The following is a 21259-nucleotide window of genomic DNA, read 5'->3' on the forward strand; positions in this document are numbered from 1 at the left end:
GTTGATCACCGCGTCGAGCGAACCATCGACCTGCTCGGCACGGCCGAGCGTGGCGACGGTGCGCTTCTTCACCCGTCCCACTTCGTCCCGATAGGACTCGACGAGCTGGACGTAGCGGCGGCCTCCGGAGGTGGTGAGCTTGACGTGCATGCCGCCACTCTAACCAGGCACAAGGCCTCGTCAAGTTTGACGGTAACTGTTACAAACGTGCCACCACAGCACTTTTGCGATCATGGCCTTGAAACCCGCGCCGGTGCTGAAGGCACTTTCCGAAAAGGGGCGAAAATCGGGGTTAAGTGTCGAACCCCGGGTTGCTGAGTTGTTGGGGGCAAAGTTCGGGCTAGTCGCTCGTGCTTGAGTTCCAGTCGCCCCAATTAAATCGCCGCCCTCCGCGTTTTCCAATCATGGGGACCGCTTTCGGATGGGTCGAAGTCGAGTTCGACTTCAACCCCGTTCGGATCCATGAAAAAGACCTGCCACGTGTGCAGTTCGCCCGGCGCGCGAATGATGCGGTAGCTGACGCCGGCGGCATCCAGGCGATTCAGCGTGCGCACCAGTCCCTCGGCACGAAATGCCATGTGGTCGAGAACGCCCCGACGCGGCTCGGGCATCTCTTTGACACTGATGACGTGCAGCACGGGTTGCTGCGATATGTAGAGCCAGCAGCCTGGGACGGGAAAAGGCGGACGCGGCCCTTCCTCCATCTCGAGCAGTTCCGTGTAGAAGCGACGCGTCACATCGAGGCGATCGGTAACGATCGTGAAGTGGTCCATTCGCGTGATCATGAATTGCTCCGACGGAGGTTGAATTCTGTAAGGCGGCCGGACGCCGTGGTTTGCAGCGGGTGAGCGCTCTTACATGAGCCCGCTGTAGCTTCCACCGTCCACCTGCAAGTTCTGTCCCGATATGTAGGAAGCCTGCATTGAACACAGAAACGCACATGCGGCGGCGAACTCCTCGGGGCGGCCGAATCTGCCTGCAGCGACGGGCTTGAGCATGTCATGCCGGGCCTCCTCGAAGCTGCACCCGGCTCTCGTCGCCTGCTGTTCGATCATGTAGCGCAGCCGGTCGGTTTCGATCCGCTCCGGCAGCAGGTTATTGATCGTGACGTTGTCGCGCGCGACGGCTCGCGATAGCGCCTTGGAGAAGGCCGTCAATCCGGTGCGCGCGGCAGTCGAAAGCCCGAGCGGGAGCTGCGGCGATTTCACCATCGCGGAGGTGATATTGACGATGCGCCCGAACTTGCGCTTCCGCATTCCCCCCACGACGGCCTGGATGAGGAGTATCCCGGACAGCATGTTGGCTTCGATGGCGCCCAGCCACGCTGCGTGATCCCAATCCTCGATCCTGCCGGGCGCGGGCCCGCCGTTATTAGTGACCAGGATGTCCGGTTCATCGCACGCGGCAAGCAGAAGCTGCCGCCCTCGCTCGGTATCGAGGTCGGCAACGACGGTGGCGGGCCTCACTCCGGTCTCCCGCGCGATCTCGTCTACCGCCAAGCTCAGGCGCTCCTCGTCACGTCCATTGAGGATGACCGCACAGCCTTCCCGCGCCAACGCCAAGGCACAGGCTTTTCCAAGGCCGCGCGAGGAGGCGCACACGATCGCCCGACGTCCATTGATTCCGAAATCCATTCAGCTCTCCTGCCACGTCTTGAACTTGCCTCGCAGGGACGGCATTGATCCACTTTACGGGAAAAGTGTTCAACTTCCACAAAGCCACACAAGCCTGCGCATCTCGCGTTTAGTCGAGGGGCACCACCGGCCATTTTGTTGACATAGATCAAATCACACCGTGAGCAACGGTAGGATACTCCGCTTAAATTATACATCTTTTGTGTTTATGTTCAGTTTTCAAGCACAGACGAACGGACGACCTTCAAGGAGGAGGACCACATGGACAGAAAATCGAACCCCAAACTCTCGGACGGCACCCTGCTTTCCGATCTGATCAACCTCGAAACCCGCGAAGTCAAGATGCGGGCGCTTTCCGATCCCGAACTGTTCGAGCTCGAGATGGAGCGCATCTTCGCCAAGACCTGGGTATTCCTGGGGCACGAAACCGAAATCCCGAACAAGGGCGATTTCGTTGTCCGCGACATGGGATCGGATTCCGTGCTGATGGCACGCGGGGCGGACGGCGAGGTGCACGTCTCCCTCAACGTCTGCCCCCATCGGGGCATGAAGATCTCGACCCACGACGTGGGTAACACGATGACTCACGTCTGTATCTACCACGGCTGGGCATTCAAGCCGAACGGCGACTTCATCGGCGCGCCGGTCGAGAAGGAATGCATGCACGGAAAGATGATGACCAAGCAGGAACTTGGCCTGAAGAAGGCGCGCGTCGCGATCTATGGCGGCTTGGTCTTCGCGACATGGAACATCGAGGGCCCTAGCTTCGAGGACTTCCTCGGCGATGCGAAATGGTATTTCGACACGCTCTGGTGCCGCACTGACAAGGGCATGGAAGTGCTGGGCCCCCCGCAGCGTTTCACGATCCGTGCGAACTGGAAGACCGCCTGCGAGCAGTCGGCGTCGGACGGATTCCATGTGCTGACCCTGCACCGCTGGCTGTCGGAAGTGGGCCCCTATCGCAAGCCCGGCAGCGAAGGTGGTGGCGGCGATCTGACGCCGGAGATGTACGGCACCGAGGTCTACACCGCGCACGCACATACCATGCGATGCATCGAGCTGGACCGCAAGATCCGACGCCTGACGGGGAAGGACCCGAGCGAGTTGTCGATCAAGGAGAAACTCGAGGCGCTGCCCCCGCCGGGCATCACGCCCGAGATGCTGCCGGAAGTGCTCCGTCGCTTCAGCGATGACCAGCTGCGCGTCATGGCCTGGCGTCCGCCCCAGGTGGGCAACTTCTTTCCCAACGGGCTGTTCGAGTTCGTCTACATCCCCTCGCCCGATGGCGTGATCGGGGTCATGGCGCTGCATGCGTATGTCCCGAAGGGGCCGGACAAGCTGGAATTCGTGAACTGGATCCTGGCCGAGAAGGACACTCCGCCGGAACTGAAGGCCAAGATGCTGCGCCTTGGCGTCCAACTCCTGGGCACTTCGGGGATGGTCGAGCAGGACGATTCGGACACCTGGCCGCACCAGACGCTCGCGGCGAAGGGTGCCGTGAGCAAGCACATCACGATGAAGTATCAGTCGATGTACGAGAACAACAGGCTCGAAGGCTGGCCGGGCCCGGGCGATGTCGGCGACGGCTTCACGAAGGACGACACCCAGTGGCGCTGGTGGGAATACTGGTACGAACTGATGACTGCCGAGAACTGATCACAGCGCGACTAACTACCCCTATTTCAGGAGACCTCCATGCTTCAGCAACTGCTCGAACCGACTCCGCTGCCGCCCTCGATCAAGGCGAACCGTATTCCCTCCGGCAGCGATACCTACAACGAGGTTCTCGACTTCCTCTACGACGAAGCCGAAATGCTCGACAACCTGCGCCTCGGCGAATGGGCGGAGCTGCTCACCAAGGACCTCGAATACAACGCGCCCCTGCGCCACACGCGTTCGACGTCACAGTTCGACCAGACCTATTCGCGCAACGTCCAGCACCTGCACGAGAATTACGGCTCGATGCTCATGCGGGTCAAGCGCATTACCGACACCAAGAGCGCCTGGGGCGAGGATCCGCCATCGCGCATCAAGCGTCTGGTCACGAACGTACGCGTCTACCGAATCGACGACAGCGATGACCTGAAGGTCGAGAGCTATCTGCTCCTCACACGCAGCCGTTTCGATTTCGACTACTTCGACCTGATCCCCTGCGTCCGCCACGACATTCTGCGCCGCGAGGATGGCGCGCTGAAACTCGCTCGCCGCGAGATCCTGCTCGACCAAGTCGTCATCGGCACCCCCAACCTGGGCGTGATCCTTTAGACGCGCAACGGCGACCACTACCACAAACATACCGCCTGCATGCCGCTCGGCCACGTGCGCGGCATGCGAGGGCGGAATCGGAGACAACACGCGATGAAACTTGAAGAACTCATCCTCGTCAGCATCGACGACCACGCCATCGAACCCCCGAACGCCTTTGCGCGCCACATGCCGGCCCGCTTCAAGGGGCGCGAGCCTCACATCGAGAAGCATAAGGGTCGTGACGTGTGGGTTTTCGAAGGACGGGCAACCGGCTACATGGGCCTCAACTCGGTCGTCGGTCGCCCCAAGGAAGAGTACGGCATGGAGCCGCTCGGTTACGAACACATGAGGCGCGGCACTTGGGACGTCCAGGCGCGCGTCGACGACATGAACGCCAATGGCGTGCTCGGCTCGCTGTGTTTCCCGACCTTCCCCGGCTTCGCGGGGCAGCGCTTCCAGCAGTACGAGAACGCGCGCGACGTATCGCTCGCCGCCATCCAGGCCTACAACGACTGGCACCTGCACGACTGGTGCAACGCCGCCCCGGGTCGCTTCATCCCGATGGCGCTGATTCCCTGGTGGGATCCGCAGGCCGCCGCCGCCGAAATCAACCGCATGGCGAAGGACGGGGTGCACGCGATCTCCTTCTCCGACAACCCCGCCCTGCATGGCTTCCCATCGATCCACGATTCGTACTGGGACCCGGTGTGGAAGGCCTGCGCGGACAACGCGGTGGTCATCAACTGCCACATCGGCACCGGCGTCAAGGCCGAGCACGCCTCCGACCTGTCGCCGATCGACGCGTGGATCACTTCGATGCCGATCTCGATCGCGAACTCGGCGGCCGACTGGATCTGGGCTCCAATGTGGAGGAAGTACCCGACGCTGAAGATGGCGCTTTCCGAGGGCGGCATCGGGTGGATTCCCTACCTCCTCGAGCGCGCGGATTTCACCCACCGGCATCACAAGGCCTGGACGAATGCCAGCTTCGGCGGCAAGAAGCCGAGCGAAATCTTCAAGGAGCACATCATCACGTGTTTCATCGAGGACGACTTCGGCCTGCAGAACCTGAAGCACATCGGTGAAGACATGGTTGGCTGGGAATGCGACTACCCGCATTCCGATTGCACCTGGCCGAATTCTCCGGAAGTGGTGTGGGGGAGCTTCAGGCACCTCCCCGACGAGACCATCGCCAAGGTCACTCACCGGAACGTGATGCGCGAATACAGCTACGACCCGTTCGCGATCCTCGGCCGCGAGAACTGCACCGTAGGCGCGCTGCGCGCGCAGGCTCGCGCCAAGGGCATCGACACCTCGCCCACGCAAGGCATGGGGGGCGCGGCACCGAAGCGGGAAGCCGGCAAACCGGTCACTTCGGGCGACATCAACGCCATGTTCAAACAGGCGGACGCCGAGACCGCACTCTGATCCGGGGGCGCTTCACGGTGCCCGCAGCATGAGAGGAAGACATCCCGCGCTATCCGCGATAGCGCGGCGGGCGCCCTCACGCCCGACGATGGAACCGATAACGGGAGATATCCATGAGCGAACAATACGACATCGTGGTCGCCGGTGGTGGCCACAACGGTCTGGTGGCCGCGTGCTACCTGGCGAAGGCGGGACTGAAGGTATGCGTCGTCGAGAAAAACGACAAGGTCGGCGGCGGCGTCATGACGCGCGAGCTGACGGCGCCGGGCTTCAAGCATGACGTCTGCTCGGTCGCACACACCCTGCTGCAGGCCAACCCATTGCTGCGCAACGACGAACTGCAGCTGAAATCGAAGTTCGGGCTGAAGTACATCAACCCCGACAAGATGACTGCGATCTTCTACGACGACGGGACCACGCTCGAGTTCTACACCGACCTTGAGCAGACTGCCCAAGCGATCGCAAAATTCTCGCAGAAGGATGCGGAAGCCTACCGGCGCTTCAACAAGGAGGTTTTCCAGAACCTCGACATGATGGTGATGGGCATGTTCCATGCACCCCCGAACGCGGGGGCGCAAGCCGTGATGATGGAGCAGAGCGTGGTCGGGCAATCGCTGATGCGAACCCAGTCGATGAGCGCATGGGACTTCATCTGCGAATGGTTCGAGCACCCCAAGGTGCGCATCGCGTTGGCCCGCTATGCCTCGGAAGCCATGATGAACCCGTTCAACAACGGCACGGGATTCGGTTTCTACATCATTCTGCCCTTCATGCACCGCTACGGTGTCGGCATTCCCGTCGGCGGCTCGGGCGCCTTCGCGGACAAGCTGCGGGAGTGCTTCGAATCGCATGGCGGCGCGGTACGCGTCAATGCACCCGTCAAGCAGATGCGCATGGATGGCAGCAAGGTGACGGGCGTCGTGCTCGAATCGGGCGAGGAGATCATCGCGAGGAAAGGCGTCATCTCGACGATGCACGTGCAACAGGTGTTCCCGCACATGGTGCCGGGCGCAAATCTGCCGGAAGGATTCGAGCCGCGGATTCGGGGGCTGAAACGCAACAGCTTCCAGCCCTTCAACCTGCACCTCGCGCTGCACGAGGCGCCGCAGTACAAGGTCGGTCCTGCGGTGGACGATTTCTTCTGGGTCGAGCGTTCGCACTCCGACTGGGAGGAGTTCGCACGCGCCTTCTCCGATCTCGAATACGGCATCCCGCGCCGCGACTTCGTCGCCTACGTGATGCAGGACGTCTATGACAAGACGCGGGCACCCGAGGGCAAGCGTGTGCTCAACATGTACGCGTTCTGCCCCTACAACGTAAAGGGCGGCCCGCAGCGTTGGGACGAGATCGGCAAGGAAATCGCTTACGGATTCCTCGACGACCTGCGCAAGCTCACGACCAATATGGGCGACGACAACATCATCGGTTTCTCGTGGTTCACACCGCTCGATATCGAGCGCCACAACAACGCGATGATCGGTGCGGACATCCTGCACTTCGGCTCGTACAACTGGCAGATCGCGGGCAACCGCCCTGCCCCGGGCTACGGGCAGTACAAGTCGCCGGTGGCAGGTCTGTACATGGCGGGCGCGTCCACCCATCCGGGGGGCGGAGTCACCGCAGCGTCCGGACGCAATGCGGCACAGGTGGTGTTGGAAGACCTGGGCATGGATTTCGACGACCTCATCGAAAACTGACCCGTGGAACGCCGCGACCGCGTCGCGCGGTTGCGGTCACGTCCAACGTGATGGAGAGCGGCAGCCGTGAAGATGTTCAGCAAGGAAGGCGTGGAGATGGTCGAAGTGAAGTCCATCCAGCGAAAGGACGACACCCTGGTCATGAAGGGCAAGGTCATGGGCTCGATGGCCACCACCATCCTGATCCGCCCCGAAGACTGCTGGCAGGCGCTGCAGCTGCTCGGTTGGCGGACGCTGCTGCGGATGCCGTTGATCCTGTTTCGGGGCTACCGCCACGCCGCAAGATCAAGCTGATTCGCGGTCGCTCGCACATAGCGCAGCAGTAAAGGGGCGCCCCTCTCCTTGATAGGCCTCGGATCTTCAGCTGGACAGGCGGCCCGCCACGACCACCCCGAGGACGCCGCACAGGGCGAGAGCGGCGGCTCCCAGCGCGAGGGACAGCAGCGAATTCCACATCAGTGGCGCCAGCACCGCGGCAATCCAGGCGTTGAATCCCGTCTGGATGAACAGCTGAACCGATGAGCCGGTGCCGCGGCGCTCCGGTACGCAATCCAGGCCGCGCACCGTGATCGTTGGAATCATCACCGCCATGCCCAGATTGAAGAACAGGAGATACGCCACATACCACGCCGTGCCGCCGGGTTCGACGAGGCACACGGCGAGATTCCAGAGAGTGGCGGCAGCCATGATCGCGAAGCCGGCCTTCAGCGTGGATGCCGTGGACCAGCGCTGCGCAAGGCGGCCCGCAAGCGCGGAGCCCAACATCAGCCCCACCGTCGCAGGTCCGAACATCCACAGGAAATCGGTCTCGCCCAGGCCAAGGTGCTCCATCAGGAACACCGGCGCAGACAGGACGTAAAGGAAGAAGCCGCCGAACATGCAGGCATACGCCAGTGCCCAGCTCATGAAGCGCGCGTTTCCGAGCACGGACGCGTAACCGCGAAGCACACCCGCCGGATTGAACGGGTGACGCTGCGAGGCTGGCAGGGTCTCCGGCAATCCGAAAAACACGGCGACAAGCAGGCTGGTGGCAAGCAGGCACAGGAACACGAATACGGAGCGCCAGCCCAGCGCGACCTGCAACCAGCCGCCCACCAAAGGAGCGACGGCAGGTGCGATCGAGAACATCAACACCACCTGCGACATCATGCGCTGCGCACGCGGCCCTTCATGCAGGTCCCGGACGACGGCGCGACCGATCACGATCCCGGCACCCGCCGAAAAGCCCTGGAGTGCCCGCAGAACCCACAACTGCTCCACTTGTGTCGCAAGCGCGCATCCGAGCGACGCCAATGCATAGACGACCAGACCGGCCAGCACCACGCGGCGGCGCCCGAAGGAATCCGAGATCGTGCCATGCCACAGGGCCATGAAGGCAAAGGCGGCGAAGTAGATCGCCACTGTCTGCTGCAACGCGACTCGATCCGTGCCGAGCACCACCGCCATTTCCCCGAAGGATGGCAGGTAGGTGTTGATCGAAAACGGGCCGAGCATCGCCAAGCCCGCCAGGATCACGGTCGTGCCGAGTTGCCTTGTACCGGGACGGTATCCGGATTGCAGAAATCAGCCCCGCATGCCGAGAACTGCCGAAATGTCGGCACTCGGGTCGGCGTCGGCGCCATAGCCGAAATCCCCGCGCTGCTGCCTCTCGGCGAGACGCACCATCAGCAATCGGTAGCGGTTGCCGGGGCCGTCGAAACGCGAGCTCAGGTCGCGGCGTTCGGTGGACTCGAAATAGCGCGCGTTCTGAGGGCGCAGCACCGAGTTGTCCTGTGGCTGGATCACGTAGGAGATGCGCGGCATCAGCCAGCGAAACGGTGCCGGCGCATGGACGGTGTAGTTCGTCTGGTCAACGCGAGAACGGTGCTTGCCGACTGGTACAAAGGGCTGCACGTTCGGAATCGGATAGCCCGGGGTGAAATTCGGGTAAGAGATGCACACGTTGTTGCGCAGATGGACATGCAGCACGGCGCGCAGATCCTGGTATTGGGCGCGTACGCCTCCGATCCAGCGCATCACCGGTGCCACCGACTTGCGGGTGACGTTACGGATGCGAGTCACCGTCTCGGAGGTCGAATGGACCTCGACGACATCGTTCTCGGACTGGCCGTCACCGATCGCGTTGGCATGCAGGAAGTCGGCATGTGTCAGATCGATGAGGTTCTCGACGGACAGCGGCGACGCCGCATCGAAGCGCACCGCGCGCTGCGTGTAGCGAGGGATCCCCTGACCATCGGGCGGCAGGAAGGGGATGTTCGGAATCAGTTCCTCGTGCGCATTATCGGGGTTTCCGTACCACGCCCAGATATACCCGTAACGCTCGACGGCCGGATAGAAACCGGAGCCGTTCGTGAAGGCACTTGCACCGGCGCGCATCGCCTCGAGGCGGTCGGGGCGGAACTCGGCCGCATATAACCTCCCGCCATCGCGCCATAGATATACGTCCTGCGCATGGACGATACGGCGTACCGCCCCTTGGCCGATGTCGGCACTGTAGGCGACCGGAAACCAGGTGTCGCGCAGATCGAGATTGATCGGTACCCAGTCGCGCTTGGAGGTCACCTCCGCTTCGCGCCCTGCCGCATCCATCATCGGGACTTCGCTCATACTGCGCACCTCTCCTGCACGGGCACCACGCGCTCGGCCGGCGTCCTCGCATCGGTCTTCGCCAATCTGCGATCTCGTGACGGTGCGACTTCGAGTGCCGCCACGGCTGCGCCGTCGATATGGGGGAAGATTGCGAACGGAGCACGTCCGATCGCCCGCGCCATCCGCCACCGCCACGACAGCGGCGCTGCCGTGGCATGACGAAAACCGCGCCAGACCAGACTGGTGGTACCGCGCCTGTTCTCGCTGGCAGCGATGAAGATCGTGACGAGCGGATCTTCGTCGGCGCTTAGGAGTTCCACGCGAATGTCGCCGCCCGTTACCGGTACGCGAGTACGTACCCACAGCGAATGGTCTCGCACGAAGGCCGGCCCATTTCCCTTGCCCTTCCACACCGCGCCTCGATCGAGGACAAGATGCTCGCCGTCGCGGCGCGGATCGCCGAGGAAGAAATCGGTGATGTGTACGCCGGGGAAGGAAAGCAGGCATTCCGGGCCGTCGAGCATCACGTCGAGATACTGCTCGAACGCGATATTGGCCACCGCTGAACCGGTCTGCTCGCGATCTGCCGCGCGATACGACGCGCCCGGCAATTCGGCAGCAGGCGTTCCCGCCCCCCGCCAGACGTGGATGAAGCCGTTCGCCTCGGCCGCCGGAAAGGCGCGCGCCGCATAACGCGCCGGCACCCGCTCATCGCGACGCAGGTTGGGAATGTCATTGCACAGGCCCGTCGCGCCGTCGAAAGTCCAGCCGTGGTAGGGGCACTGAAGACCACCGGCTTTCACGGGTCCGGGCGACAGTGGCACACGCCGGTGCGGACACCGGTCCTCCAGCGCGAACACGGCGCCCTTCCCGTCGCGAAACACGGCGAGTTGCTCGCCTTCGCAGGTCACCGCGAGCGCCTTGTCACCGTGCACCGCCTCGGACAGCGCGACCACCCACCATCGTCCCATGCTCAGCCTCCCCTGCCCCTTGCCGGTCAGCCCCTGATCCGCGCGGTGATCTTCGCGTGCGGCCCGGCAATCTGCGACGCCCAGGCTTCGGCAGCCTGATCCAGCGTATAGTCGGCGTAGTCGACCTGGATATTCTCTGTGTGTGCAATGCGCAGCAGTCGCTCCCAGATCGCGCGGCGATCGGCCGGCGGACGCTGCCCCGTACCCACGCATGACAGCGTGCGGAAAAGCAGATCGGCGATGTCGAGATTGATCTGACGCCCCGCACCCGTGCCGATCGTCATGATGCGTGCGCCCCATCGGGTCGCCTTGAGGGCGTTGAGCAGCGGTTGCCCGCACACCAGATCGAGCACGACGTCGAAACCGTCGCCCGCCGCGTCCTTCAACGCCGCGACATCGTTCTCGCTACCGAGCGCCACGACTTCGTCGGCAATCCCGCGCGTCTTCAGGCGCTGCAGGGTCTCGGCGGAGCGTGCGGCCGCGACGACCCTGCCCGCGCCGAGATAGCGCGCGAGTTGCAGCGCCACCTGCCCGAGCGTGCCGGTCGCACCGAGCACCAGCACCTGCTCACCCCGCTGGATGTTGGCCTGCTCGAGCGGCACCAGTGCGCCGGTGGCGGCGATACCCATCGTGATCGCGGTCTTGTCGTCGACGTCGTCGGGCACGCCCCACACTTCATCGGTCGGCACCAGCGTACGCTCGGCCCACGCCCCGAAGGGCATCACCGAGCGCTCGCCGAAATACACGCGGCGGCCGTCCGATGCCCTGCCCACGCCTTCGCCGCGGATCACGCACGGGTATTGCACGCCCAGCCGGTACGCGCCGAGTACGTCCCAGCCCCCGAGCCCCGCCGTGTCCATGTCGATGAGGACGGCGCCTTCCTGGGGCGCCGGTTCCGGAAACTCCTGCACGACCGGAGCGGCACCCCGCTCGCTGATGACCGCTGCTTTCATCGACGACTCCTTACATGCCCTTCGCGCCGGTCTGCGCGAAGAGGGCCTTCATTGCGACAAGCGAGGGCGTGTGGCATGAGAAACCGCCATCGGCGACCAGCGTCGTGCCGGTCACGAAGGACGACTCGTCGGACGCGAGGAAGGCCACCACGTCGGCGATCTGGCGCGGGGTGCCGACATCGGGCGTAAGGTGGTTGTCGCGGATGATCTGGATCACGGCCGGCGGCATGCTCCCGTGGGCGTTCTCCGCCGGCGCGAGGCCGATCTGCAGCGCGTTTGAGCGAATGCCCTCCTTGCCGTACTGGGTCGCAATCGACTTGCTGAGCATCATCAGCGCCGCCTTCGAGGCGGCGTAGGCCGACAGCGACAGGTCGCCTTGGGCGCCGAGCCCGGAGGTCGCGAAGATCAGGGAGCCTTTCTTCTGCTTGAGCATCTCGCGGATCGCATACTTGGCGCACAGCATCGCACCGCGCAGATTCACCGCCATCGCGCGGTCCCACGCCTCGACGTCCATGTTGGCAACGTCGCGGTCACGCTGGCGTTGCTCGACGCTCAGAATCGCCGCATTGCTGTACAGGACGTCCACTCGCCCGTAGCGCTCCACCACCGTCGCGACCATCGCCGCGACGTCCGCCTCGGACGAGACGTCTGCCCGCACGGCAATCGCGCGCCCACCACCGGACTCGATCTCGGCGGCCACCTTGCGTGCGCCGTCGAGATCGATGTCCGTGATTGCCACACTCGCACCGTGCATCGCCAGCACGCGGGCCGATTCGGCGCCGAGGCCGCCGGCCGCACCGGTCACGATCGCGACACGGCCATCCAGTTTTCGCTCGCTCATCTGTATGTCTCCTGATTCTTGTCTGCGCGGAGCGCGTCGCTTAGCGACCGGTAAAGCGCGGTTCGCGCTTTTCGCGAAAGGCGATCGCCGCCTCCCGCGCGTCGTCGCTGGGTTTGAGCAGTGCGAAAAGATCCAGCTCGAGGTCCAGCCCCTTCTTGAGGTCGACGTCCAGTGCGGCACGCGCAGCGCGCTTCACACACAGCGTCGCCGCCGGCGCCCGTGAGGCGATGCGCATCGCGAAGGCACGCACCTCTTCCACCAGTTTGTCCGGCGCGCTCGCCACCCGGGTGACCAGCCCGATCGCCTTCGCTTCATCGGCGCTCAGGCGGTCACCGGTGAGCAGCAGGTCCATCGCCCGGCCCGGCCCCACCACGCGCGGCAGGCGCTGGGTTCCCCCGCCGCCGGGAATCAGGCCCAGGGCAGTCTCTGGCAGACTGAAAACCGCGTCGGGCGTGGCAAAGCGGATGTCGCAAGCGAGGGCGAGCTCCATGCCCCCTCCCATGCAATAGCCATGAATGGCCGCAATCGTGGGTTTCTCGGCCGCATCGAACGCCTCGACCCAGCGCGCGCCCTGCATGCGCCGGCGCACTTCGATCGAGGTCTCGGGGCCACGCTGTTCCTTGATGTCGGCGCCCGCGCAGAAACCCCGCGGGCCATCCCCACGAATGACGATCACGCGGATCGACGGGTCTGCCTCGAGATCCCGCAGAGCCTGCGGAACGCCGGTGCGAATGTCGTCGTTGATGGCATTGATCTGGGCCGGACGGGTCAGCACTATCCAGCCGATGCTGCCCTGACGCTCCACGGCCACGGCGTCGTTGAGCGGGACCGCCATCGACTCGGCCCCCGCGTTCTTGACCGCAAGGTCGGATGTCATGTCAGACCTCCTCGAACTCGATGAGCTGCCCGCGCATCTCGCTCGGATCGATCCGGATCATCGCGCCGCCGCCGACGGCTTCGGACTCCTCGATCCATTGGAAACGGGTCCCGCGCGCGCGCAAGTCCTCGGCCTTGGCCTTGAGGCCATTCACTGCGATGCGGATGTAGTAAAGACCCGGCCCCCAGTTGTTCAGGTACAGGCCCGCGTCGCTGTTCCAGCGGCTGGGCTGGATCACGTCGAGGCTGGCGCTGTTGGCCACCGTAAAGGGCATTGTCGCGCGGCGGTATCCCTCGCGATGCAGCGCTTCGACTTCGCCGCTTGGCTCCCAGTCGAGATTCTTCGAACAGCAGCGCAGCGTCTCGTCCAGATCGCGCACGAGGAATCCGCGCGCGCTGACGCGCACCATGTCGCCCGGCTTCGGGTCGCGCGGCTGCATGGGTTGCGCGGCGAATGTCTCGGACGGCATCTGCAGCGGTTCGGTCGGCATCACCTCGATGCACAGGCCGCCATCCACCACCGGGGTGTAACGCGGCCGCTCGGGCGTCGCGCCGAGCCACAACCGGTCGAACGGCATGTCCGGCGTGCGCTGGGCCATCCGGAACGGCAACCCGCGACGCATCAGCTTGTCGACGAAGGCGTCGAATTTCGGCCCTTGCAGCGCGAGCACGACCGAGTGGGTGAGCATCGGACGATGGCGCCCCTGGTAGTCCTTCAGGCTTTCGAGGAACTCATGGAACATCGGGTCGCCCGGATTCTCGCGATCCAGATGCCATTGCGGTTCGAGCCGGGTCGGTGACACCGCCAGCGACTTGTGCACGCGCAGGAAATGCGCGATGTAGGGATGGTCGTCGAACGCCTGACGCCAGTTCGGATGGCCATGCACTCCGAGCTTGTTCACCAGCCGCGCAGCCATGTCGTCGGGATCAGGCAGCATCATGTCGGCACTCAGCAAGAGGTCGAACATCGTCTTGTCTCCAGTTGTGGTCTGTCTAGTCCGCCAGTCGCCCGCCCGGGCGATGTCGGCTTTCTTGAATTTCTTGAGGAATCAGGCCGCCGCGCGCAAAAGAGTTCCGCCCGCGCCGCTCGGTTCGCGCGGGTTGAGCATGAAATGCGACAGCGCCGGAATCAGGATCAGGGCACCGAGCATGTTCCACAGGAACATGAAGGTCAGCAGGATCCCCATGTCGGCCTGGAACTTGATCGGCGACCATGCCCATGTGATCACGCCGGCAGCCATCGTGAGTCCCACCAACGCGACCACCTTTCCTGTGAAATCGAGCGACTTGCGATAGGCATCGCGCAAGCTTCCCCCGCGGCGCTGGACGGCAATCTGCACGCTTAGCAGATAAAGCGCGTAGTCGACACCGACGCCGACACCAACCGCGATGACCGGCAGGGTCGCGACCTTGAGTCCGATCCCGAGCCAGACCATCAGCGCCTTGCAAAGGATCGTGGTGATGACGAGCGGGATCAGTGCGACGATCGTCGCGCGAACGCTGCGGAACGTGATCAGGCACAGCAGCGCCGTTGCTCCATAGACCGCGAGATACATCGTGACGATGCTCTTCTGTACCTCGATGTTGGTCGCCGCCTCGATACCAGCGCTGCCCGCAGCCAGCAGGAACTGCACCGGCTCCTTTGCATCGGGCGCGGTATTGTTGGCAGCCGCGTACGCTTCAGCAGTCTGCAGGATGCGTCCCACGGTATCCGCCTTGTGGTCCTTCAGGTAGGCGACCAGCGGCGACACGGAGCAACTCTGGTTCGTGATATCCGGCGTCGCGATCACGGCTGCCGACACGGAGCCGTCGGTGATCGACTGGTTACGGCTGATCGTGAGCCACTTGCCGCTGCCCTCGAACATCGCCGACGTCACGAACCGCACCGTTTCGGCCAGTGAGGTCGTCGTCTGGACCGCCGCATCCTGCCGCAGCAGTTGTGCCAGCCCGTCCATCTTTTGCAGGTTCGAATACAGGCGACAGCCTTCGTCGCTGGTCTTCATGATGACCACGAACTGGTCGCTCGAGAGCCCGTAGTGTTCCGTGATGTATGCGTTGTCGCGGTTGTAGCGCGACTCGGGACGAAGTTCGGGCGCCCCGGCATCCAGATCTCCGATGCGCAGGTCCTGCATGACGATTGCGGAGACGACGGTCACGATCGCGGCAATGGCGATGACCGCAATCGCCCACCTCCGCTCGGTGAGTTCGTCCAAACCGTGCCAGATCCGCCCCGGCAACGAACGCCGGCCGCCCGCCCTCATGTCGTCCGCCGTGGCATGCCGGATGGCCGATTCGCTGACGCCGAGATAGGAGAGTGCGACCGGAATAAGGAAAAGCTTCGTGAAGATCAGGACCGAAACGCCGACGCTGGTGGTCAGGGCCAAGTCGCGGATAACCGGGATGTCGATGATGATCAGTACAGCAAAGCCGACGATGTTCGCCAGCAGTGCCGTGAGACCGGCCATGAACAGGCGCCGGAAGGTGTAGCGTGACGCGACGTACTTGTGGGTGCCGCGGCCAATGTCCTGGATGATGCCGTTCATCTTCTGCGCGCCGTGCGACAGCCCGATGGCGAAGATCAGGAAAGGCACCAGGATCGAATACGGATCGAGCTCATACCCGAGCAACTGCATCAGCCCGAGCAACCACACCACGCCGATCACGGCGACCGTCACAAGAAGCATCGTGCTGCGCACGCAGCGGGTGTAGAGATAGACGAAGAACGCGGCAACGACGACTGACACCGCGAAGAACACCATCACCTCGCGCAGGCCCGCGATCAGATCGCCGACGATCTTCGCGAAACCGACGATGTGAATGCCGACCTTGTCACTCTCGTAGGTGCGGATCTTCGCTTCGAGAGCCTCCGCAAACTCACCGTAATTCAGCGCTTCACCGGTCTTCGGATGAATATCCAGCAGCGGCGCCACGATCATGCTCGACTTCATGTCATTCGCGACGAGGCTGCCGACGATGCCCGCCTTGCCGATGTTCTCGCGCAGTTTCGCGACTTCGTTCGCGCTGCCGTCGAAGCTCGCGGGCATCACCGCGCCGCCGGTAATGCCGTCTTCGGTCACCTCGCGCCAGCGGACAATCGGCATCCAGATCGACTTCATCCACGAACGATCGACGCCGGGAATCAGGTAAAGGTCGTCATTGACTTTCTTGAGCACGTCGAGGTACCCGGGATCGAAGACGTCCCCCGACTTGTTCTCGACGACGATCCGGATCGTGTTGCCCAGACCCGGCAACTCGCTTTTGTTATCCAGGTAATTCTTGATGTACGGGCTGCCGAGCGGAATCATCCGCTCGAAATTGGCATTGACCTGGATGCGCGTCGCGGCGAAGCCGAGTACGAGAGTCGCCACAAGGCATGCCAGGAGCACGACGATGCGATTGTTGAAGATGATGCGCTCGAGCACGCTGCCGGAACCGAAATCGAAATCCTTCAGGTCCCGGATCACCGGCATCACTCTTTGTTCGCTGTGGCCTGCCATGCTGTGTCTCGCAAATTTCAGTATCGGAAGAGGCCGTTACCGGAGGGGCAAACGGATCAGATCAACGCCATTGACCCGGGCGAGCAGGAGCGCTTCCGGACCGGCCATCGCAGCGGCAAATGCCTCCCCGCCGCGTGGCACCTCGAGCGCCGTCACGCTCGCCCCATCATCGTTACTCAGCAGAACCTGGCCAGATTGGGTCACGAACACCAGTCGTCCCGCGCCGCGGTCGAGTGCCCCGACAACGCTCGCATCGCTGCCCATGGCGAGAGACGACCAGCTCGCTGCCCCATCGCGGCTGATATAGGCATTGCCGCGCAACCCGTAGGCGATCAGCTTCGAGTGCCCTGCCGTGATGCCGAAATACGTGCCCTTGTAGGGCGTCTCCACGGTCTTGAACCGGGCCGCATCCCGATCCAGGCGACGCACCAGACCTTGCTCTCCGGCAAGAAACACCCCACCGTCGGGGGTCGGTTCGACGGCATACAAGTGCATGCGACGCCCGTTGTCCGCGCGCTCGATCCACGGCTCCCATGTGGTGCCACCGTCAGTCGTATGCAGCAGCAGACCGAAAGCACCGGCCAGAAAACCCTCGCCACGCTCATTTACGTTGATGTCGAAAAACGGATAGGCCAGCACGCCCGGCGTCGCAGACTGCTCGGCCGCCACCTCGACGTCCCGCAACACGCGTCCAGCCTCTTCATTGCCCGCATTGGCCAAAGCGCCGTAGTGTTTGGAGAGCAGCTCGAAGAGCGCATGACCGTCCATCACCCGGGACCAGGTTTCCCCGCCGTTATCGGAACGCAGGACGACTGCATCGTGTCCGAGTGCCCATGCGGTGCCGCCCGTCCCGAAGCGCACGGTCGTGAAATCTGCACTCACCGGCGCGGCGATCTGGGACCAGTTCCGACCACCGTCGCGTGACAAGAGAATGACCCCGCGCGGCCCGACGGCCAGGGCGCGCCCATCCTTGCTGGCGATACCTGACATGGCACCCCGCAAGGACTGGGGAGAGATCACCGCGGGGACGGCCAATACGTCGCGCACGGCGGGATCGGTGGCGAGCGCCACGCCGGCGGCGCCGAGAACCGCTGCCGCAAGGGTCAGACGCAGACGCCGGCCGTGGGTCTTGCAACGGGAGATCGAACTGCTAACGCGATTCAAGAGACAACTCCTTGCCGATGCCATCCCCCGCCCATGGCAAGCACCGTGCGGGGGATCTATCTAGAGTGAGCCGGAACCGGAAGGGGCTACACGGCAAGCCGCACTGCCCTCTTCCACACGAGGGCTGACGATCAGCGCGCGGTTTCCTGCGCGACGATTGCCTCGGGGTTGAGTTCGCGGTTGGCCATCGGCGCCTTCAGGACGCCGTAACCGCCCACCAGGCCGTCGTTCACCAGCGCGTACATGCCCTTATTGAAGTCATACACCACGTTCTTCACGGTGTAGGGCGCTTGGACGTCGTACAGCTGAACCATCGAGTTGAAGATCGAGCGATACAACTGGCCGCTCTGGTCGAAGGCGTCGTACAGGCCTGCGCCGTAAGTGTCCTCGTCGAAGTAGTACATGCGCTTAGCGTATACATGGCGGACGCCCGGCTTCAGCGTGGCTTCGACGACCCAGACGCGGTGAAGCTCCCAACGCCAGCAGGCCGGATTCGGGTGCTTGTCCATGAACTGCTCTTCGACGCCACAACCGAAATAAAGCTTGTAGGCGTTGTAGGGGATGTACATCTCCTTCTTGCCGACCAGCTTGAACTCGAAACGGTCCATCTGTCCCGAGAACACGAAGAGCTCGTCGAACAGTGTGACGCCCCCCATGCTTGCGACCGGCGTGTCATACGCGAACTCTGGTGCGAGCTTGATGCGGCGCTGTCCCGGCGTGTAGCTCCACGCGCGGCGTGGCTTCTCGGTCGGATCGAGGAAATCCGAGAGGCCGGTCGCCTCGCCTGCCTTGCGGATCGGTGCCTGAGTCACCGAGTAGGTGCGCCAATAAAGCTTTGCGTCGCGGCCGTCCAGATCGTCATGGTAGTAAGGCGTCTCTTCCATCGTCTTCTGCTGGGCCGCCATGACCACCTTGCCGTTGGAGTCCACCACCCACGAGCGCGACGACTTGGTCGTCGTATCGGCCTTGTAGCGAAGCTGCTGGTTCCACATGACTTCGTAGCCGGTCTTGGGAATCGGGAACGGCAGACCGCCCCGGCACGCGTCCTCGACGGAAAGGCCGTTCTTGGCGGTATTGCACGTCGTCGCATTGCGCACCGTGTTGTTCAGGATCTTGGCCGGATACGACGCCGTACGGTGCGACGGGTAGATATCCATATAGAAGCTCGGGTACTTCTTCAACAGCTCCTTCTGCCCTTCCGACAGCTTGTCTGCGTGCTGCTGATAGTTCTTGCCGTCGATCCGGAGCAGGGGCTTTTCGTCCTTGAACGGATCCGCCCAGAAACCGCTGTCGGGCTTGAAGTCGGCCGGAGCCTTGGTCAGCCCTCCGGTGTATTCCGGGATCGTCCCTTCCTTGTTGCCCGCCTGGATCGCGCCGTACTTGGTCAGCGTCGCACCGAGCTGCTTCGCCTCTTCTGCCGTAACCGCCGCCATCGCGTGGCTCGAGAGGACCGCCGCGGCGACCCATACGAAATTGCGCATCTTCATGTCTCTCGTCTCCTGTTTGCGGCCTGTCAGAAAGCCGTCTTGAATGTGAAGGACAGCCAGCCACGGTCGATCACACCAACCGAGGAGTTGCTGTGGGCCGCACCGCCGGTAATCCGTTCCTCACCGCCAACTACGCCCTTGCGCACCGGCAGGGTGCGGTCGGAGTAGTTGAGGGCGAATTCGTACTTGGACGCATAGGTCCAGGTGGTACCGATCGACCAACGCAGCTCACCCTCTGTGCCGCCACCTGAAGAGGGCGCGTTTCCGGAAAGCCCATAGTTGATGCTGACCGGCACCGTCAGGTCCCATGACGGAAAGATGTTGAGATATTGCGGCGAGAACTTGACGGCGAGCTGCAAGGCATCGTCGGTTGAACAGCCGTCGCGCTTGGTGCCGGTCCCCGGGCGTCCGATTGCCGAATTGACGCAACTTGCCGCGCCGACCTTGCGATACAGCTGCTCGTTCTCGGTCACACGATCGAGTCGGTTGTATGCGATCTCTGCGATCAGGGTCCCGGTATCCCACATCGGCGTCAGCGGCAACATATAGACGCCATTCAACACCGCATGCCAGGTGTCCCCGCGCGCCCCGGTGTCGAGCGTATGCGACGCCGGCGTATTCAGAGGCCCGTTCTTGCGGTACGACAACTCGGTACCCACGCTTACGCCGCCGATCACACGCGAGAAACTCAGACTGTATTGCTCGATGTCCTCGGGGTACAGGAAGCGCGCCTTACTGGGCAATACGGCCGGACCGAAGCGAACGAAGTCCGAGAGCTGCACGCCGAGTTCCGGCGCGTAGTCGTCGAACTTGCGGTAGTAGGCACCGAAGGTCGACTCGATCGCCTCCACGTTCCAGCGCGCACCCACGCCCCAATTGCCGCGCTTGCTTGGTTCCTTCGCGTCGATGATCGAGGCCTTGAGTTGGCCGATCCCGAAGGAAAGGTTATCGGACGTCGGCGCGGTGTCGGCACCCATCAGGTAAGTGCCGGCGTGCGGCACGCGGGTCGGTTCCCAATCGTAGAAATACTGCCCGACGACGGTCAGGCTGTCCGTGAGCTGGGCGCTCGCGTGTACCTGCCCGATCGGAAGGAAAACTTCCTTCGTCTCGATGCCGGGATTAGTTACGGCCTTCACGCCGTCGACCGGGGACTGACCGTAGGAGATTGCGTGCGCACCGATCAGCAGGCCTTCGCCCCACACATTGGTCTGGCGACCGACCTTCAGGTTGAGCGGCACCTTGCCGAGATCGAGGTTAGTCCAGACGAAGGCGTCGAGGATTTCGCCCGAGGGACCATTCACGTAGCGCTTGACCGTGCCGTTGTACTTGTCATTGCGATAGGCGGTGGCAGTGCCGGTCGGCGCAGTCACCGAATGATCGTCGTAGGCATGGTCGTACCACGCTGCACCGGTCACACGGGCGCCCAATTTGCCGCGATAGCTGACATCGAATTCGGAGAGCAGATCGAGGCGGTTGGTCACGATGTCGCCTCGATCGAACTTGCTGTCGCCCTCGTCATAGATCGGATTGCGCATCAGCTTCTTGTCCTGATCCTCGACGCGCACGCCCGTCGTATATCGGATCGTGTTATCCCAACGCATCTTGACGTCCGGGTTGCCGGTTTCGACCTCGAATGCCGACGCCCCCCCCACCCATGCAAGTGCAAGCGCGGCAGTGACGCCTCGCAGCGCGAACCGGGTACGGACAGACCTGCTCCCATTACTCATGAATTTGTCTCCTCTGGTTATATCGATGACCGTGACGCCCTGACCTTGTCTTTTCACGCCTCATTGGAGGGCGAATCCGGCCTGTTTTCAGATCGATCGCTGTGTCCCGGTACGGCGGGTTTTCACACAACTGGATTGTAGCGAGTAA

General features: G+C 63.2%; 18 protein-coding genes. 5 read left to right on the forward strand and 13 right to left on the reverse strand.

Annotated features, from left to right (window positions below; translation table 11 throughout):
* Window positions 1-374: 374 nt before the first annotated feature.
* Window positions 375-785 (reverse strand): VOC family protein, encoded by a 411-nt coding sequence (locus GH664_RS18090; RefSeq protein ID WP_153169484.1) that lies wholly within the window; start codon window positions 783-785, stop codon window positions 375-377.
* Window positions 786-854: 69 nt separating this feature from the next.
* On the reverse strand, window positions 855-1634 hold the full coding sequence (locus GH664_RS18095; protein WP_153169486.1) for an SDR family oxidoreductase: 780 nt from the start codon (window positions 1632-1634) through the stop codon (window positions 855-857).
* Window positions 1635-1895: 261 nt separating this feature from the next.
* Here GH664_RS18095 and GH664_RS18100 point away from each other — a divergent pair, with 261 nt between their 5' ends.
* From GH664_RS18100 to GH664_RS18120, 5 genes are all read left to right on the forward strand, one after another.
* The gene (locus GH664_RS18100; protein WP_153169487.1) at window positions 1896-3290 is read left to right on the forward strand and encodes an aromatic ring-hydroxylating dioxygenase subunit alpha; all 1395 of its coding nucleotides are present in this window, start codon (window positions 1896-1898) and stop codon (window positions 3288-3290) included.
* A gap of 39 nt (window positions 3291-3329) precedes the next feature.
* Window positions 3330-3899 carry an aromatic-ring-hydroxylating dioxygenase subunit beta gene (locus GH664_RS18105; protein WP_018990641.1) on the forward strand — a complete coding sequence of 190 codons (570 nt, stop codon included), beginning with the start codon at window positions 3330-3332 and terminating at the stop codon, window positions 3897-3899.
* A gap of 93 nt (window positions 3900-3992) precedes the next feature.
* A complete protein-coding gene (locus GH664_RS18110) occupies window positions 3993-5309 on the forward strand; it encodes an amidohydrolase family protein (RefSeq protein ID WP_153169488.1) in 1317 nt (438 codons plus the stop codon).
* A 113-nt stretch (window positions 5310-5422) separates the two neighbouring features.
* Entirely contained in the window at window positions 5423-7006 is a 1584-nt protein-coding gene (locus GH664_RS18115) for an NAD(P)/FAD-dependent oxidoreductase (protein ID WP_153169490.1), read from the forward strand.
* Window positions 7007-7078: 72 nt separating this feature from the next.
* Window positions 7079-7300 carry a hypothetical protein gene (locus GH664_RS18120; RefSeq protein WP_228111604.1) on the forward strand — a complete coding sequence of 74 codons (222 nt, stop codon included), beginning with the start codon at window positions 7079-7081 and terminating at the stop codon, window positions 7298-7300.
* A gap of 66 nt (window positions 7301-7366) precedes the next feature.
* Here GH664_RS18120 and GH664_RS18125 read toward each other — a convergent pair whose 3' ends face one another.
* The 11 genes from GH664_RS18125 to GH664_RS18175 form a co-directional block, all read right to left on the reverse strand.
* The gene (locus tag GH664_RS18125) at window positions 7367-8521 is read right to left on the reverse strand and encodes a multidrug effflux MFS transporter (protein ID WP_153169493.1); all 1155 of its coding nucleotides are present in this window, start codon (window positions 8519-8521) and stop codon (window positions 7367-7369) included.
* 48 nt (window positions 8522-8569) lie between these two features.
* Window positions 8570-9613, reverse strand: a complete 1044-nt coding sequence (locus tag GH664_RS18130) for an oxygenase (RefSeq protein ID WP_153169494.1) — start codon at window positions 9611-9613, stop codon at window positions 8570-8572.
* Window positions 9610-10566, reverse strand: a complete 957-nt coding sequence (locus tag GH664_RS18135; RefSeq protein WP_153169496.1) for a Rieske 2Fe-2S domain-containing protein — start codon at window positions 10564-10566, stop codon at window positions 9610-9612. The genes GH664_RS18130 and GH664_RS18135 overlap by 4 nt, the downstream gene beginning before the upstream one ends.
* Window positions 10567-10592: 26 nt before the next feature.
* Window positions 10593-11519 (reverse strand): zinc-binding dehydrogenase, encoded by a 927-nt coding sequence (locus GH664_RS18140; protein WP_153169497.1) that lies wholly within the window; start codon window positions 11517-11519, stop codon window positions 10593-10595.
* Between the two features lie 10 nt (window positions 11520-11529).
* Window positions 11530-12360: an SDR family NAD(P)-dependent oxidoreductase gene (locus GH664_RS18145; RefSeq protein WP_153169498.1), complete on the reverse strand. Its 831-nt coding sequence runs from the start codon at window positions 12358-12360 to the stop codon at window positions 11530-11532.
* Between the two features lie 40 nt (window positions 12361-12400).
* On the reverse strand, window positions 12401-13237 hold the full coding sequence (locus GH664_RS18150) for an enoyl-CoA hydratase/isomerase family protein (protein WP_153169499.1): 837 nt from the start codon (window positions 13235-13237) through the stop codon (window positions 12401-12403).
* Window position 13238: 1 nt separating this feature from the next.
* Window positions 13239-14204 (reverse strand): lactoylglutathione lyase, encoded by a 966-nt coding sequence (locus tag GH664_RS18155; protein WP_153169500.1) that lies wholly within the window; start codon window positions 14202-14204, stop codon window positions 13239-13241.
* An 81-nt stretch (window positions 14205-14285) separates the two neighbouring features.
* Window positions 14286-16733: an RND family transporter gene (locus GH664_RS18160; RefSeq protein ID WP_153169501.1), complete on the reverse strand. Its 2448-nt coding sequence runs from the start codon at window positions 16731-16733 to the stop codon at window positions 14286-14288.
* A 36-nt stretch (window positions 16734-16769) separates the two neighbouring features.
* Entirely contained in the window at window positions 16770-17897 is a 1128-nt protein-coding gene (locus GH664_RS18165; protein WP_153169502.1) for a YCF48-related protein, read from the reverse strand.
* Window positions 17898-18028: 131 nt separating this feature from the next.
* Window positions 18029-19384 (reverse strand): DUF1329 domain-containing protein, encoded by a 1356-nt coding sequence (locus tag GH664_RS18170; RefSeq protein ID WP_153169503.1) that lies wholly within the window; start codon window positions 19382-19384, stop codon window positions 18029-18031.
* A 26-nt stretch (window positions 19385-19410) separates the two neighbouring features.
* Window positions 19411-21111 (reverse strand): DUF1302 domain-containing protein, encoded by a 1701-nt coding sequence (locus GH664_RS18175; RefSeq protein WP_153169504.1) that lies wholly within the window; start codon window positions 21109-21111, stop codon window positions 19411-19413.
* Window positions 21112-21259 lie beyond the last annotated feature (148 nt).

It is taken from the genome of Thauera sp. 2A1 (genome assembly GCF_009469595.2).
Taxonomy (GTDB): domain Bacteria; phylum Pseudomonadota; class Gammaproteobacteria; order Burkholderiales; family Rhodocyclaceae; genus Thauera.

Coding starts and splice junctions, on each gene's coding strand:
- GH664_RS18135 (WP_153169496.1), bottom strand. CDS start 10,566: ATGGGACGATGGTGGGTGGTCGCGCTGTCCGAGGCGGTGCACGGTGAC.
- GH664_RS18150 (WP_153169499.1), bottom strand. CDS start 13,237: ATGACATCCGACCTTGCGGTCAAGAACGCGGGGGCCGAGTCGATGGCG.
- GH664_RS18095 (WP_153169486.1), bottom strand. CDS start 1,634: ATGGATTTCGGAATCAATGGACGTCGGGCGATCGTGTGCGCCTCCTCG.
- GH664_RS18130 (WP_153169494.1), bottom strand. CDS start 9,613: ATGAGCGAAGTCCCGATGATGGATGCGGCAGGGCGCGAAGCGGAGGTG.
- GH664_RS18170 (WP_153169503.1), bottom strand. CDS start 19,384: ATGAAGATGCGCAATTTCGTATGGGTCGCCGCGGCGGTCCTCTCGAGC.
- GH664_RS18115 (WP_153169490.1), top strand. CDS start 5,423: ATGAGCGAACAATACGACATCGTGGTCGCCGGTGGTGGCCACAACGGT.
- GH664_RS18110 (WP_153169488.1), top strand. CDS start 3,993: ATGAAACTTGAAGAACTCATCCTCGTCAGCATCGACGACCACGCCATC.
- GH664_RS18105 (WP_018990641.1), top strand. CDS start 3,330: ATGCTTCAGCAACTGCTCGAACCGACTCCGCTGCCGCCCTCGATCAAG.
- GH664_RS18100 (WP_153169487.1), top strand. CDS start 1,896: ATGGACAGAAAATCGAACCCCAAACTCTCGGACGGCACCCTGCTTTCC.
- GH664_RS18120 (WP_228111604.1), top strand. CDS start 7,079: ATGTTCAGCAAGGAAGGCGTGGAGATGGTCGAAGTGAAGTCCATCCAG.
- GH664_RS18090 (WP_153169484.1), bottom strand. CDS start 785: ATGATCACGCGAATGGACCACTTCACGATCGTTACCGATCGCCTCGAT.
- GH664_RS18160 (WP_153169501.1), bottom strand. CDS start 16,733: ATGGCAGGCCACAGCGAACAAAGAGTGATGCCGGTGATCCGGGACCTG.
- GH664_RS18145 (WP_153169498.1), bottom strand. CDS start 12,360: ATGAGCGAGCGAAAACTGGATGGCCGTGTCGCGATCGTGACCGGTGCG.
- GH664_RS18175 (WP_153169504.1), bottom strand. CDS start 21,111: ATGAGTAATGGGAGCAGGTCTGTCCGTACCCGGTTCGCGCTGCGAGGC.
- GH664_RS18140 (WP_153169497.1), bottom strand. CDS start 11,519: ATGAAAGCAGCGGTCATCAGCGAGCGGGGTGCCGCTCCGGTCGTGCAG.
- GH664_RS18155 (WP_153169500.1), bottom strand. CDS start 14,204: ATGTTCGACCTCTTGCTGAGTGCCGACATGATGCTGCCTGATCCCGAC.